Source organism: Roseburia sp. 1XD42-69 (assembly GCF_003612565.1).
Taxonomy (GTDB): domain Bacteria; phylum Bacillota; class Clostridia; order Lachnospirales; family Lachnospiraceae; genus Roseburia_B.
Map to the genome: position 1 here is coordinate 1 of NZ_RAZG01000078.1, position 12,027 is coordinate 12,027.

20 protein-coding genes and 2 pseudogenes are annotated in these 12,027 nt (G+C 41.3%); 3 read left to right on the top strand and 19 right to left on the bottom strand.

Annotation, left to right across the window (positions count from 1 at the left end):
* Positions 1–70: 70 nt before the first annotated feature.
* From D7Y06_RS28680 to D7Y06_RS21205, 6 genes and pseudogenes are all read right to left on the bottom strand, one after another.
* Positions 71–151, bottom strand: a pseudogene (locus D7Y06_RS28680) (RNA polymerase subunit sigma); the annotation flags it as partial.
* A 505-nt stretch (positions 152–656) separates the two neighbouring features.
* Positions 657–845 carry a cysteine-rich KTR domain-containing protein gene (locus tag D7Y06_RS21185; RefSeq protein WP_120409617.1) on the bottom strand — a complete coding sequence of 63 codons (189 nt, stop codon included), beginning with the start codon at positions 843–845 and terminating at the stop codon, positions 657–659.
* Positions 838–1,320 carry a hypothetical protein gene (locus D7Y06_RS21190; RefSeq protein ID WP_120409618.1) on the bottom strand — a complete coding sequence of 161 codons (483 nt, stop codon included), beginning with the start codon at positions 1,318–1,320 and terminating at the stop codon, positions 838–840. The genes D7Y06_RS21185 and D7Y06_RS21190 overlap by 8 nt, the downstream gene beginning before the upstream one ends.
* 11 nt (positions 1,321–1,331) lie before the next feature.
* The gene (locus D7Y06_RS21195; RefSeq protein ID WP_120409619.1) at positions 1,332–2,183 is read right to left on the bottom strand and encodes an AraC family transcriptional regulator; all 852 of its coding nucleotides are present in this window, start codon (positions 2,181–2,183) and stop codon (positions 1,332–1,334) included.
* Positions 2,184–2,300: 117 nt separating this feature from the next.
* Positions 2,301–3,008, bottom strand: coding sequence for a DUF5131 family protein (locus D7Y06_RS21200; protein WP_120409620.1), 708 nt, complete (start codon positions 3,006–3,008; stop codon positions 2,301–2,303).
* A gap of 16 nt (positions 3,009–3,024) precedes the next feature.
* A complete protein-coding gene (locus D7Y06_RS21205) occupies positions 3,025–3,204 on the bottom strand; it encodes a helix-turn-helix domain-containing protein (RefSeq protein ID WP_334295008.1) in 180 nt (59 codons plus the stop codon).
* Between the two features lie 163 nt (positions 3,205–3,367).
* Here D7Y06_RS21205 and D7Y06_RS21210 point away from each other — a divergent pair, with 163 nt between their 5' ends.
* Entirely contained in the window at positions 3,368–3,721 is a 354-nt protein-coding gene (locus D7Y06_RS21210; RefSeq protein ID WP_120409621.1) for a helix-turn-helix transcriptional regulator, read from the top strand.
* 318 nt (positions 3,722–4,039) lie between these two features.
* On the opposite strand, the pseudogene D7Y06_RS21215 reads toward D7Y06_RS21210, so the two are convergent.
* The 8 genes and pseudogenes from D7Y06_RS21215 to D7Y06_RS21250 all read right to left on the bottom strand — a co-directional run.
* Positions 4,040–4,291 (bottom strand): annotated as a pseudogene (locus D7Y06_RS21215) (lactate/malate family dehydrogenase); the annotation flags it as partial.
* Between the two features lie 2 nt (positions 4,292–4,293).
* Positions 4,294–4,482 carry a ferredoxin gene (locus D7Y06_RS21220; RefSeq protein WP_004070526.1) on the bottom strand — a complete coding sequence of 63 codons (189 nt, stop codon included), beginning with the start codon at positions 4,480–4,482 and terminating at the stop codon, positions 4,294–4,296.
* Positions 4,483–4,499: 17 nt separating this feature from the next.
* Positions 4,500–4,829 carry a cupin domain-containing protein gene (locus D7Y06_RS21225; RefSeq protein WP_120409622.1) on the bottom strand — a complete coding sequence of 110 codons (330 nt, stop codon included), beginning with the start codon at positions 4,827–4,829 and terminating at the stop codon, positions 4,500–4,502.
* A gap of 45 nt (positions 4,830–4,874) precedes the next feature.
* Positions 4,875–5,111: a DUF1858 domain-containing protein gene (locus D7Y06_RS21230; protein ID WP_004070531.1), complete on the bottom strand. Its 237-nt coding sequence runs from the start codon at positions 5,109–5,111 to the stop codon at positions 4,875–4,877.
* 4 nt (positions 5,112–5,115) lie between these two features.
* Positions 5,116–5,661 (bottom strand): hemerythrin domain-containing protein, encoded by a 546-nt coding sequence (locus D7Y06_RS21235; protein ID WP_004070533.1) that lies wholly within the window; start codon positions 5,659–5,661, stop codon positions 5,116–5,118.
* Positions 5,662–5,664: 3 nt separating this feature from the next.
* Entirely contained in the window at positions 5,665–6,276 is a 612-nt protein-coding gene (locus D7Y06_RS21240) for a hypothetical protein (protein ID WP_120409623.1), read from the bottom strand.
* A 10-nt stretch (positions 6,277–6,286) separates the two neighbouring features.
* On the bottom strand, positions 6,287–6,472 hold the full coding sequence (locus tag D7Y06_RS21245) for a DUF1858 domain-containing protein (RefSeq protein ID WP_004070536.1): 186 nt from the start codon (positions 6,470–6,472) through the stop codon (positions 6,287–6,289).
* Positions 6,473–6,500: 28 nt separating this feature from the next.
* The gene (locus tag D7Y06_RS21250; protein WP_016283294.1) at positions 6,501–7,190 is read right to left on the bottom strand and encodes a DUF2249 domain-containing protein; all 690 of its coding nucleotides are present in this window, start codon (positions 7,188–7,190) and stop codon (positions 6,501–6,503) included.
* A 65-nt stretch (positions 7,191–7,255) separates the two neighbouring features.
* On the opposite strand from D7Y06_RS21250, the gene D7Y06_RS21255 reads away from it, so the two are divergent.
* On the top strand, positions 7,256–7,960 hold the full coding sequence (locus D7Y06_RS21255) for a Crp/Fnr family transcriptional regulator (protein ID WP_004070543.1): 705 nt from the start codon (positions 7,256–7,258) through the stop codon (positions 7,958–7,960).
* Between the two features lie 60 nt (positions 7,961–8,020).
* Here D7Y06_RS21255 and D7Y06_RS21260 read toward each other — a convergent pair whose 3' ends face one another.
* From D7Y06_RS21260 to D7Y06_RS21275, 4 genes are all read right to left on the bottom strand, one after another.
* Positions 8,021–8,524: an HD domain-containing protein gene (locus D7Y06_RS21260; protein WP_120409624.1), complete on the bottom strand. Its 504-nt coding sequence runs from the start codon at positions 8,522–8,524 to the stop codon at positions 8,021–8,023.
* Between the two features lie 84 nt (positions 8,525–8,608).
* A complete protein-coding gene (locus D7Y06_RS21265; protein WP_004070545.1) occupies positions 8,609–8,890 on the bottom strand; it encodes a TIGR04076 family protein in 282 nt (93 codons plus the stop codon).
* The gene (locus D7Y06_RS21270) at positions 8,887–9,705 is read right to left on the bottom strand and encodes a pyridoxamine kinase (RefSeq protein WP_004070546.1); all 819 of its coding nucleotides are present in this window, start codon (positions 9,703–9,705) and stop codon (positions 8,887–8,889) included. The genes D7Y06_RS21265 and D7Y06_RS21270 overlap by 4 nt, the downstream gene beginning before the upstream one ends.
* 193 nt (positions 9,706–9,898) lie before the next feature.
* Positions 9,899–10,162 carry a hypothetical protein gene (locus D7Y06_RS21275; RefSeq protein ID WP_004070548.1) on the bottom strand — a complete coding sequence of 88 codons (264 nt, stop codon included), beginning with the start codon at positions 10,160–10,162 and terminating at the stop codon, positions 9,899–9,901.
* Between the two features lie 383 nt (positions 10,163–10,545).
* On the opposite strand from D7Y06_RS21275, the gene D7Y06_RS21280 reads away from it, so the two are divergent.
* Positions 10,546–11,367 (top strand): helix-turn-helix domain-containing protein, encoded by an 822-nt coding sequence (locus tag D7Y06_RS21280; RefSeq protein WP_120409625.1) that lies wholly within the window; start codon positions 10,546–10,548, stop codon positions 11,365–11,367.
* A gap of 63 nt (positions 11,368–11,430) precedes the next feature.
* Here the strand turns inward: D7Y06_RS21280 and D7Y06_RS21285 are convergent, their stop codons facing one another.
* Positions 11,431–11,643 (bottom strand): helix-turn-helix domain-containing protein, encoded by a 213-nt coding sequence (locus D7Y06_RS21285; RefSeq protein WP_120409626.1) that lies wholly within the window; start codon positions 11,641–11,643, stop codon positions 11,431–11,433.
* Positions 11,644–12,027 lie beyond the last annotated feature (384 nt).

Below are 12,027 nucleotides of genomic sequence, written 5' to 3' on the forward strand. Positions count from 1 at the left end.
GGAGGATGAGGAATTAAAAAAATCAGCATGAACTTTCAACTTTTTGTGTCCAAAGTATTGACATAGGTCCACACGCTTCATTGTGCAGTACCGTATTACAAAACTTCTGGAAAGCGCACTGTTTTATAAACTCCCTGCGGTTAGGTTCCACATTCTCACCCCCTTTCTCGTTGGAAAGTTGGTGGTGCTTCCCCCCTTTTCGCGGGGCAATACTGCCTTTTGAAAAAAACGCCGAAGATTTTCGGATTTTTTTCAAAAAATTTTTTGAGCAGCAAAATACGCCTGTCCGAAAAGCCCGGACAGGCGTAGGGGTATTGTAAGCAGTATTTAGATGATTAGGCAGTTCATATTGATAGACGTAGTTTTCCCCGGTGGCGGTCGGGCTTTTTTTGATGTGTCAATGACCGTCGGATTTTGTCGATACGGTATGTGCTTCATGGCGGCTACCTCCTTTAGCCGCCGTATCTGTTGGCGTTTGTGGCGTCATTCCTTTTCAGAGGATAGAAAGAAACGGCAGCCTTGATTTATTCAAAGCCGCCGCTGATAGACAGGGTAATGAGTATATAGAAACGGCTTAATATTTTTCGATATAAAGAGAGCCGACAAACTGTGATTTTTCACAAGTCTGTCGGCTCTGCGTCTGTGCGTCTGGCTCTTTATTTTTGTTCAGATTTCTTTATAACTGTTACATGCAAATTCTTTACATCAATCAAACTTTCTTGCTTGCATTTCGGACAGTAGAGAGGAAAGTTTTTCAGCTCTGTATCTGCCCGTAACTGTAAACGAGTTTTATTTCCGCATATAGGGCAATGCAGCCAGTCTGTAATAATATCCGGCTTACTCATAATTGGAACCTGTACACAATTCTTTTTCTAAAAACTGTTTTATGTATGGATTGTTTTCTTCACTCAATGTAGGCTGAAACGCCATGTAACGGCATTTCTGATACGGCTCACCATCCAATACAAAGGTATATCCCATGATACATTTCGGATTACAGTCGTCGGGATTGATAAGCCGTTTGCAGACAGACGCTTTCTTAATTTCCTTTTTTACCTTTTCGGGCAAAGTATCAAGAAAACTCTGGTATTCTTGTATATGTTCGGGATAAATGCGGAGCTTCATTCCCGTTTTTCGGAATACGAATGTTGCCAGAGTTCTTTTGTTGCTATTTAACACATAGGACACAACATAACCGCTTTTTTGCAATTTTACATCGCATTTACAGCCGTTCTCTGTCAAATACTCGTTGATTTCATTCACAAAGTTACGGAAACGCTCGTCAACTGTTTCCATAAACATATTAAATTTCTCGTCCATAAGTCCCTCCGTTATCCTTTTTTCTTTACTACGGGTATCCATACTTCATATTGCGCATTCTGTGGGTCTGGATTTAAGTAAACCTCAATATCGGGAGCGTTGGCATATTCATATCCAGAGGTCGGAAGCCACTCTGTTATAATCCGCTGCTCTAATTCTTGTATGGACTGATTTGTACCTGTCCCAGAAAAGATTGCCCAAGTGGACGCAGGAACAGTATATTCTTCAAACTCACCATTCGTTTTTGTACTGGAAACGGCAATAAAATATTTCCATTGTTCTTCATCATTACAGGCACTCACACCCAAAAGTCCCATTGGCGGCGTGTCCATCATTCCCGCTAATTTCTGTATTGTTCCGTTTACAGCGGCGTCCTGCCACATCTTAGGCACAACCATAAAGTTATTTTCGATTTCCTTATCAAGCGGTGCAGATACACCTATAATGCGAAACGCTTCTTTTGTTTCAATTCTATAATTCATTTCTGTTGCTCCTTTCACAGCAATTCTAAACACAATGGGGGAAAAAGATTTCACAGGTACACCCTCATCTTTCACAGACGAGGGGGCTATCCCATGAAAAGATTGAAATGCTCTATTAAATGCGGTCGGGGAACGGTAGCCATACTTCTCTGCAATATCAATAATCCGTTTATCCCCGCCCTGCAGGTCTACCGCCGCTAACGACATTTTTCTTCTTCGGATATATTCTGCCAGTGTGATACCCGCCATATAAGTAAACATTCTCTGATAGTGATAGGTGGAGCAACAAGCAATCCGTCCAAGCTGTTCATAGTCAATTTCGCCTGTCAAGTTTTCCTCAATATAATTCATGCTTTGGTTTAATCTTTCAACCCATTCCATGATATACCTCCTTATCCGCATTTATTTGTTTTGTGGACATGAATTTGTCTTTATCATTATAAGGCTTATCCTCAAATTTTTCCTCTCTATTCTTGCACAAAAAAGAGAAGTGGATATTCAAAAATTGATATTTGCTTTTCTTGCTTGACTGCATAAATCACGAGTACATAACGTATAGCTTTTGCCGTCCTTGATGAAATGTGTCCCACACTGTCGAAACTCAAAATGTACGTTATGGGAAACACATTGCTGCCGTATCTGCAATACCCAGTCATAGTTAAGTGGTCGTGCGTTTTTGTCAGACTCCCCTCCAACAACGACTAATTCTATATCTTGTAAATATTCAGAGAGATTGATGTTTTCAATCAATGGTTGGCAAATGATGTTTTTATGTTTAATGGGTAGTCTGGAAAAAATACGCAAGCGATAATCTGCATTTTCTTGATTTTCAATCGTGCAGCCAACCGTAACATTTTCGTACCCATCTTTCCAATTATGTGGAATACAATCTAAAAATCTTTCAATCCGTTTTGTTAAAAAAAGAAAATGTAAGTCGGAGCGTTCCCGTATCATTTCCCAACATTCCATACGCCACTTATCAGCGTCCGCTATTAAGAAATCTGATGAAAAGCACACATAAACTGTTTGACCATGTTTCATTTTATAAATTCCATTTTTTGTTTTTTCAATCGGGGCATAAAATCTTTCTGTTTTTGTAACAATGTTTGTATCAATTCCTTTTCTATAATCTCCTTTATGAATATAGCAATATTTACAGCCTGTGCTGTATCTATGACAACCACGCCAAGGATTCCACATTCCCATAAATATACCTCCCGTTTTAATTCCGTCTTTTCCGCTTATCAGTCGGTTTTTCTGCGTCCTTTGGTATCAGCCACATACGGCTGAATTTTGCCACACCCGGTATACGGTTTTCTTCGCATAGCTTTTGTACCCGCCTTTCTGAAATGCCCCACTTTTTCGCCGCTTCTGGGGCAGAAATATACTCTAACATTTTCATTCACCCTTTCTGTAAGTTCTATCGCTATAATTATATACGGTCAGCCGAATAAATGCAAGGCTTCTCCAAAAAAGAATTATGAATTATTTTGGCTAACTAATAGAACAGTATAGACATATCCAAGAAGAAAGGGGAACAGTAAAATGTAACAGGGTGAATAACTATGGCAAAAAGACCAGTACCGAAATACGACTTCAAGGCTTTTGGGGCAGCGATAAAGGCGGTGCGGACAGGGCGCAAGGAGAGCCGCAAGAAAGTAAGCGACGAAATGTTTATCTCGCCGCGCTACCTTGCGAACATTGAGAACAAGGGGCAGCACCCAAGTTTACAGATTTTCTTTGAGCTTATGCTCCGCTACAATATATCCCTAGACCAGTTCCTTTTGGAAACGCCGCCAGAGAAGAACACGCAGCGGCGGCAGCTTGACGCGCTCCTTGACGGTATGAGCGATAAGGGCATACGGATTGTAAGCGCAACGGCAAAGGAGATAGCGGAAGTCGAAACAGAGGGCAGATAAAATGTGTCCGTCACAAGTGAACAGAATTTAGAGAGCGTTGTAATCTTTTTTGAGGATTGCAGCGTTTTTCTTTTGCGGAAGTTTGGCAAGGCTTGGGATACCCCGCCGCTGTCATCCCTACGGGAGAACACCCCGTAAACGCAAAATGCAGGCGTGGGCTTTGCTCGCCCTTTTCGGCTCGTAAAGCCACCCCTGCGGTCAGAAAAATCCTTTGATTTTTCCGACTGCGTTTACAGGGTGTAACACACTACACTTTGCCCTGCAAAGTCGTGTGCCAGACGTTCCCTCTGGACTCCCTTAAAGCAGGGCTTACGCCCTGCCCATCCTCTGCCTTGCGGCTTCGGATGGAAGAATCAGGTCATCATAGCCTCCTGCATAAATCTTCATCTGTCCGGCAAACGGAACGCCATGCGAAATGTCCTTTGCTTCTCCGTCTGCTTTATCATAATTTGCATCAAGAAGCACCATTTCAGTGAACAGCCTGCTCTGCATCAGTGTAAATGCTGTTGCAGCGCCTACAAATCCACAGCCGATGACTGCTGCTTTTCTTGGGTTAATTGTTTTTATCATCTCTATTCCTCCCATTCAATAGCGGAAACAGGACAGGAACGAACGGCATCCTGTACCATGCTTTCGTTTTCCGGTGCAGAGTCCTGATACCCCTCCGCCTTATCATCGTCATTCATACGGAATACATCAGGTGCCATCCCAACACACAGCCCGCATCCAATACAAGCATTCTGATCTACATTCACCCTCATGCCGCATCCCCCTTTCGCTAAAATACAACAACCAGCAACATTTTAAACTGCTCTTTACCCAAGACCGCATGAGGGTGTTTTGCGGGCATTACGATAGATTCTCCCTCATGCAGTTCATACTTTTTGTCATCAATCGTAATCTCGCCAATGCCATCCAAACAAATCACAAAGGCATCACCACTGGACTCATGGCTGCTGATTTCTTCTCCCTTGTCAAAAGAAAACAATGTGACACTCAGCGCATTATTTTGTGCTAAAGTCCTGCTTACAACCTGATTGCTTTGGTAAGCAACCTGTTCTTTTAAAACTAAAATTTCTGCCTTGTCTATATTTTTTATTTTTTCCATACTGTTCGTTTGCTCCTTCCCTCAGCCTGATTTTTAACCACCCGTTCAAGATGTTTCTGTTTTCACCTCAAACCCATGTTTCTCAAAAGTTTCAAAAACTTTGTCCATAGGAATATTTTTTATGGCAGCTCCATTTGGTATCGTCATTACCTTACCCATTACAGCTAAAGACATAGGCTTTATAATTTCCTTAAACCCTGCTTCTGCCAATACCTCTTTTATTTCAGGATTTTCACTTACCAGCTCTGAAACTGTTTTTGTGAAATCAACAACTTTACCCATTCGCCTATCTCCTTTTTTCTAACCATGTAATATATTTCTCCTGTATGCCGTCCTGTTCCGCTTTTTTCTCAAACGCTCTTGTCTGTTCATCAATCTGCGCTTTGCATTCCTCTGACAGTGTTCGTAATGCATAAGTGTAGCAGACGGTATCTTCTTTCTCAATGTGACGCTGCAATAAATCCACATAACCCGATGCATGGGTGACGATATCCAGCTTTCCTTCTGTAGTCGGAACACTGGCATACTGCTTAACTGCGTTCTCCAATTCCCCGATATGGAATCTTCCGAAGTCATGTTCCACCAGCATTCCATTGCGCACCAGTTTTTCTGCAACAGGATCGGAATTATTAAGCATAAACCGAAACAATATCTGTTCTTCCTTTCCATGATGATGCTTGTCTGCATAAGTTCTTGCAAAATCAATACACTCCAGAAACTCCTGAACATCAATGTCTGCCCCCTCAATCACAGCACAGCAGGTTCTCCTTAAATGCTTAGTCAGTGCTACGATATTCTCATGTTCTTTCATCAGTAAATCAATTCCATACATTATTTATCCCTCCTTAATCAATGTGAATGTCTGATTTCCTAAATATTTGTAGGAAAAACCGCTGCCCTCCAAAATACCTGCGACCAGCCTCTCCTTCAGGTCATAATAATGACTGACATCTCCTTGTAATGCTTCCCAATATGGCAAATGTATATCCACAGTCTGTTTCCATACTACTGCCTCCTGACTTATGGAAACCACAGTATTAACCCTGTCACAAGGGATTCCGTTCAATAGCAGATTATCTAAATGCCTATAAACTTCTTCTGCGCTTGTTTTCCCCGACAGTTTCCTGCTCCGTCCATACTCATATGCAGCATTCGCAATATCCGGCATACATTCAGAATGGGCATCCATCGTTGAGATGACCAGAAAAGCAAGGCGGTTTTCAGCGGCAGCGATTTTATCCTGTAACCAGCCATGTATATTACTGTTATCAATCATATTTTCAAGACTGCCTTTCTCCACCGCCCCATACTTTTGTTCCATTTCGGAAAGAATGCCATCATCATACCCGTTTTTGCTTATCATATCTGATAATCTTTCAACTAGCCCGTTTTGGAACTCTATTTTTCCGTATAGCCAGTGATGAATCGAACCTAAAAATGCGCTCATTGCACTCCTCCTATGAATTCAGCTTTTTCAAGAGTTCATCGGCATCCAGCCCATGCACCATGCAGGCATCCGCAAGGCTCTCCATCTGTGAGGACGGGCACCCTAAACAGTGCATCCCCATCTGCATCAACACCTCTGCCGCCTCCGGTTTGGTTCTTAAAATTTCTCCAAGTAACATTTCCTTTGTGATTGCCATATTATTTTCCTCCTATCTTTCTTTCCTGTTACAACACTTGCACTTCCTGATTTTTTTCGCCAAACTTTTCTTTTATCTCGGTGCAGATTTCTTCCCTGCTTATGCCTCTTTGTTCCTGCGTCTTAATCATCTTATACGCTTGAAAAAGCGGTGAAGGTCCAATTTCCGAGCTGAAAAATCCGATCCCCTGATTCCATGCCAAAAGTTCAAACACATCATCCAGCGCTGCGGATTCAAGACCATAGATATATGCCTTTACCAGTTCCCGCACAGCCTGCCTCATTCTTCCTGCGCCAACTGCATTTGTCAGGGAAAGAAGCAGACGCATTTCATAGGGGAGAGTGCGCTTCTCACTCTGCCATGTTGCCTGCCAAAAATCCGCCGCGATACGCCCTAAGTCCTCATCAATCATAGGATAATTCAGCAATGCAAGCGGACGGTATGGTGCAGAGCCTTCCGGCTCTTTTTCCTCTGTCCGGTAAAACCAGACATGAAACTCATTTTCTGCCAGCTTCTCTGTATGATGTATATACCCCAGCATATCCATCTCCTTATATAGCGGGTAAGGTTCAAAAGTCTGTATGACCTCAATTCCCTCCCCGGCTTTTAGCGTCATGGCACGTCTTTGTAAGCCGGGAAAGAAATTTCCCTGCACATGGCGTACATCCACTTTGAAGAAGTCTTTCTTTTTATCCTTCCATTCCTCGTACTTTATCATGATATCCTCCTTTATTTATTTTCTTGCTTTGGTGATTACATTATAGTAAAATAAGCAGAGCAAGTATGTTTGAATTCAAACAAAGAGGTGAGATTTTGGAAAAATTTTTAAACGTATTAAAAAAATGCCCGCTGTTTGCAGGATTATCCGATGACGAGATTTTAACCTCGCTAAAGTGTATCGGAGCAAAAGTCAGAAAAAACGCCAAAAATCAATACATCCTTCAGGCAGGAGATTGTACGGACTGTATCAGCCTGCTTGCGTCTGGGACTGCTTTAGTCATTCAGGAAGATTTATGGGGAAACCGGAACGTTATGACAAATCTTATGCCGGGCGACTACTTTGCCGAACCCTTTGCCGCCATTCCTGATGCAGTTCTCAGCGTCAGTGTTGTTGCGACAGAAAATTGTGAAATTGTGGAAATAAATATGAACCGCCTGATTACCATGTGTTCCGCTGCCTGCAGCCATCATAACCGCCTGATTAAAAACCTGATTACAGCTTTTGCCCAAAAGACCCTGTTGTTTAACGAGAAGATAACGCACATGAGCAAGCGAAAAACACGTGATAAGCTGCTTTCCTATTTATCTGCTGAAGCAGCCAGACAAGGATCACTTTCTTTTGACATTCCCTTTGACCGCCAGCAGCTTGCCGACTTCCTCTGTGTAGAACGTGCAGCAATGTCTGTAGAATTATCAAAGCTGCAAAAAGAAGGGCTTCTGAAAACCTTTCATTCTCATTTTGAATTAAGTCCAAATGCCACAAATTAAAACAGGTCAATCTATACATAGCAGATTGACCTGTTTACAAAATACATATTTGTTATCAAATCAGCGGTTGCCTTCTGCAATCCCATAAACGGATTGCAGAAGCATTTTTCCTGATGATGTCTTAAAAACACAATCTATAACATTTCTGATATTGGCTTCCTGATATCCGGATTCGTCAGCATTAACCAAATAATCAGCTTCCAGCAAAATCTGGTAATCAATCCCGTCAACCTCCTGAAAAGTATGATGATGTGCGACCAAAAAGATGATACGGTTCACCATCTCGTTCGACAGCCCTGTACCCTTCAGGAATTCTTCAGCTAATACAGCGCCTTCTTTTTCCTGAAGTTTTCCATTTGTATTTCCGTATTTTTCCCGGCACAAAGGACACGCAATATCATGTATAATAGCCGCAATTTCTATTATTTTCTGTTCATCATCCGCTACTTTCTCACACTCTGCAATCGTTTTTGCATAGGCATACACTTTCATAAAATGATTGATATCATGAAGATTTCCTTTTGAATACTTTACCATTTTAACCATGATTTCTGAAACAGTCATATCATTTCCTCCTGTTATCTATACATCGTCTATAACCAATAGTCCACAAACTTACCAGTCACATCGTACAATTAAAAGCCAACCTTATGGCGAATCGTCATCCAAAACATCAATCCGTTCTATTTTAAAGACATTTAATGTGTCCACATCAGGGCAGGCAAAAACCGCTGTCCCCTTCTCCTGTCCGGGTATTTCGCCGCCGTATCTTAAAATATCAATATATGGAAATGCAACATGCATAGCCATAGGACAGAGTTTTCCACGCTCTGTATCAAAATCAAAACTATCACCTATTTTGTGACCCCTATGACATCCTTTCGTGCCTTTTTGATCAATCAATGTGATCTGGATTCCAGGTTTTTTCATATTTTAAGCACCTCCAACTCCTTCTCAATCGGTATTCCCTTATATATATCTGTATTGTTTCTATTGTTTTCAATCAGGCTGCTCACAGTGTCCATGGCTTTTTTTGTACTGTCATACAGGCTGTTTCCCTCCATCAGTTTTCCCAATAAAACGGAAGAAAAAATATCGCCCGTACCCGGAAACCTGACCGGAATGTTATAAAAAGGAATTGTAAATCTTTGTTTCGTTTTATGATCGAAGCCTGCAACCACATCTTTGCCATCCTGCTGAATGCTTGTGATGATTACCGATTTTGCGCCCATATTACCAAGCCTTTGAATCATTTCATCTACCTCCGAGATTGTTGCAGATTCATGATACTCCACTCCTGTAAGTCTGGCCGCTTCAGTATAATTTGGTACAATATAATCGGCTACTCCTACCAGTTTCTTCATATGTGCAACCGTTTGCTCTGTAACTCCATTGTACAGGGTTCCTTCATCTCCCATAATTGGATCAACAAATATCAGGGTTCCTTTCATGCTTTCCTTTCGACAAAATTCTTCTATGATTTTTACCTGCTCCTCTGAAACAATAAAGCCTGTCGCTATCACATCAAAGCAGAATCCCAATTCCTCCCATACTTTAATAGTGTTCTTCATATAATCTGTTGTTTCAAGAATATCGAATTTGCCATAATCCAACGTATTTGACACTAACGCAGTGGGAAGATTATATATTTGGTACCCCATATATGACATCAATGGAAGCATGACCGATAATGCCACCTTTCCATATCCTGCCAGATCATTTATCAACAATACTTGCTTGCCCATTTTCATTATGCCTTTCAGTTAATTCAATTCATCTATAATGAAATAATTATATACAGGGAGCAGGTTTTCGTCAAGATTTGTGTATACAAGCACCAATATATACATTAAATATCCGCCACACTCCGGAATTTTATGGATTTCTGTTACGTGACTGCTTTTATTGACTTTACCCATTTCACTCAATCCGAAATTCTTATCCCCTGTTCTGCAACTCCCGTAAATGTCTAAGCTGAGCTTCGCTTAATGTTCTCGGTTTCCCAATCCTGACAAGATTTTTGGGTAAAACATAGGTCTTACTTACTTCCGTCCATGACTTTAACCTTATTACCTCTGGAAACTCTTTACATAGCTTATCCATTTTCCGTATCCATGCCAGATTAGCTGTGTAAATTGTTGCTTCGCTTTCATCTGCATTAAAGTTGATAACAACCTCCTGCTCATATCTTGATAATTTCATTCCATGCTCCTTTCTCCAGTACCGAAACTGGCACCAATCCAATTTAACGGTACCCTTCCGGTACCAAATAAATATACTCAATCTTGGGCGGTTTTCTATCATTGCTGTTTTCCCCTTGCTGTTTCCTGACAGGCAACCCTTGTCGGCACTGTGTCGTCCAATATTGGCGCTCAAATTTTCTTAAAATTGGTCTTGGCGGTTTATATCAGCTTGGACAGTCATTCAGTTGTACTGTCATTATCCAACAAAACGCCCTGCTTTCCCGTATATCCACCATGTCAGAAATCTTCCAAAAAACAGATTTTTTCTATCATGCTGGAAATTTTCGGTAGGAATCCGCCTGTTTGTGTGATATTCTGTTTTCGTAAAGGAGAGATTTATCTATGAAAACGCAATTAAGCATACAGGAACGCCTGAAAGACCTGCGTGTAGAAAAGGGAATGACTTTAGAACAACTGTCACAGCAGACAAAAATTCCTGCTTCCACGCTTGGCTCTTATGAATCTGATGATTATAAAGAAATACCCCATAGGAACATCATCGAATTAGCAAAATTCTATGAAGTATCAACGGATTATCTGCTTGGTATGACTGAAAACAGACAGCTTGACAACATTGCCCTGTCCAATCTGCACCTGAGTGACGCTGCCCTGACACTTCTCAAAGACCGCAAAATCAACACACTGCTCCTGTCAGAGCTTATCACTCATGAACAGTTCCGAAAACTCATGCTTGACTTGGAGATATATGTTGACGGTCTTGCTGATATGCAGATCAAATCACTTAATTTTGTGGTGGACACAAGCAGAAAGGCACTGATGAAGCGGCACAATCCTGATGAATACAACCTGCAATTAAACACGCTGAAAGCACAGCACCTTGAACTGAATGAATACTTTTCCCATGTGATTGATGACGATATGCACGCCATTATCAAAGACATCAGGAATGCCCATAAAGGCGATATTGATTCTGCCCCTCCTAAGACCATAACCGAATATTGGGAAGAAATTCTTGAAAAAGCTGAAAACTTTGCAGGCACTTCCAAACAGAAACTTGCTTACATATTCACCCAATTTCTAAAGATTAAACCAACCGAAAAGAATATTGATGATATGGCAGATATGCTTGGACAGTCTGAAATCTTAGAACCTGATGCAAAAAAACGCCGGAACAGTGCGAAAAGGAAACAGTCTAAGGACTAAATAACTGCAAAACAAAAGGAACTGCATCTATCCGCAATTCCCTGTTACTGTAACCATATTTTATTATTCCTCTGTCTTAACCAGCTCCACCACATCATTCAAATTGCAATCCAGCGCATCACAAATCCGTATTAGTGAGTCCATAGAGTTGTGCTGCCCCTTGTTCATGTTGGCAAGTACATTTGTGGTAAGCCCTGCTTCAATACGCATTTGGCTCTTAGTCATTCCCCTCTCTAAGAGCAAATGCCACAGAGGTAAGTAACTGACTTTCCGCATAGCAACCCTCCATTGTTCGGCTAATTTTTCCTGCCCGTTTTCTGTATCTGTTTTGTTTATTCTATCAGAGATATTGCCTTTTATCAATCAAATCTTGACTGTTGACGGTATTTCCTGTTGTTTTGCCAATCATATTTTTGCTACACCTATTTGGGTATGAAGTGCTTCATGCCCTGGCTTTTTGCTCATGTGAGATAAAGAAGTAAAAGAAGTGTAAAAAATTTTGCCGTTCCCTGTCCGGCTGACTGCCGGACGGGTCGGGCTTTAGTCGGGCAGTTCTACCTTGCCGACAAAAGAGTAATAGATTTCGATTCAATGTTAACAACCTAACTCAAGCAACTACAACATATTGTGTTTTTCTTTTAATTGGCACGGGGTTCCCTG

Coding starts and splice junctions, on each gene's coding strand:
- D7Y06_RS21185 (WP_120409617.1), bottom strand. CDS start 845: ATGAGTAAGCCGGATATTATTACAGACTGGCTGCATTGCCCTATATGC.
- D7Y06_RS21190 (WP_120409618.1), bottom strand. CDS start 1,320: ATGGACGAGAAATTTAATATGTTTATGGAAACAGTTGACGAGCGTTTC.
- D7Y06_RS21195 (WP_120409619.1), bottom strand. CDS start 2,183: ATGGAATGGGTTGAAAGATTAAACCAAAGCATGAATTATATTGAGGAA.
- D7Y06_RS21200 (WP_120409620.1), bottom strand. CDS start 3,008: ATGGGAATGTGGAATCCTTGGCGTGGTTGTCATAGATACAGCACAGGC.
- D7Y06_RS21205 (WP_334295008.1), bottom strand. CDS start 3,204: ATGAAAATGTTAGAGTATATTTCTGCCCCAGAAGCGGCGAAAAAGTGG.
- D7Y06_RS21210 (WP_120409621.1), top strand. CDS start 3,368: ATGGCAAAAAGACCAGTACCGAAATACGACTTCAAGGCTTTTGGGGCA.
- D7Y06_RS21220 (WP_004070526.1), bottom strand. CDS start 4,482: ATGAGGGTGAATGTAGATCAGAATGCTTGTATTGGATGCGGGCTGTGT.
- D7Y06_RS21225 (WP_120409622.1), bottom strand. CDS start 4,829: ATGGAAAAAATAAAAAATATAGACAAGGCAGAAATTTTAGTTTTAAAA.
- D7Y06_RS21230 (WP_004070531.1), bottom strand. CDS start 5,111: ATGGGTAAAGTTGTTGATTTCACAAAAACAGTTTCAGAGCTGGTAAGT.
- D7Y06_RS21235 (WP_004070533.1), bottom strand. CDS start 5,661: ATGTATGGAATTGATTTACTGATGAAAGAACATGAGAATATCGTAGCA.
- D7Y06_RS21240 (WP_120409623.1), bottom strand. CDS start 6,276: ATGAGCGCATTTTTAGGTTCGATTCATCACTGGCTATACGGAAAAATA.
- D7Y06_RS21245 (WP_004070536.1), bottom strand. CDS start 6,472: ATGGCAATCACAAAGGAAATGTTACTTGGAGAAATTTTAAGAACCAAA.
- D7Y06_RS21250 (WP_016283294.1), bottom strand. CDS start 7,190: ATGATAAAGTACGAGGAATGGAAGGATAAAAAGAAAGACTTCTTCAAA.
- D7Y06_RS21255 (WP_004070543.1), top strand. CDS start 7,256: ATGTTTGAATTCAAACAAAGAGGTGAGATTTTGGAAAAATTTTTAAAC.
- D7Y06_RS21260 (WP_120409624.1), bottom strand. CDS start 8,524: ATGACTGTTTCAGAAATCATGGTTAAAATGGTAAAGTATTCAAAAGGA.
- D7Y06_RS21265 (WP_004070545.1), bottom strand. CDS start 8,890: ATGAAAAAACCTGGAATCCAGATCACATTGATTGATCAAAAAGGCACG.
- D7Y06_RS21270 (WP_004070546.1), bottom strand. CDS start 9,705: ATGGGCAAGCAAGTATTGTTGATAAATGATCTGGCAGGATATGGAAAG.
- D7Y06_RS21275 (WP_004070548.1), bottom strand. CDS start 10,162: ATGAAATTATCAAGATATGAGCAGGAGGTTGTTATCAACTTTAATGCA.
- D7Y06_RS21280 (WP_120409625.1), top strand. CDS start 10,546: ATGAAAACGCAATTAAGCATACAGGAACGCCTGAAAGACCTGCGTGTA.
- D7Y06_RS21285 (WP_120409626.1), bottom strand. CDS start 11,643: ATGCGGAAAGTCAGTTACTTACCTCTGTGGCATTTGCTCTTAGAGAGG.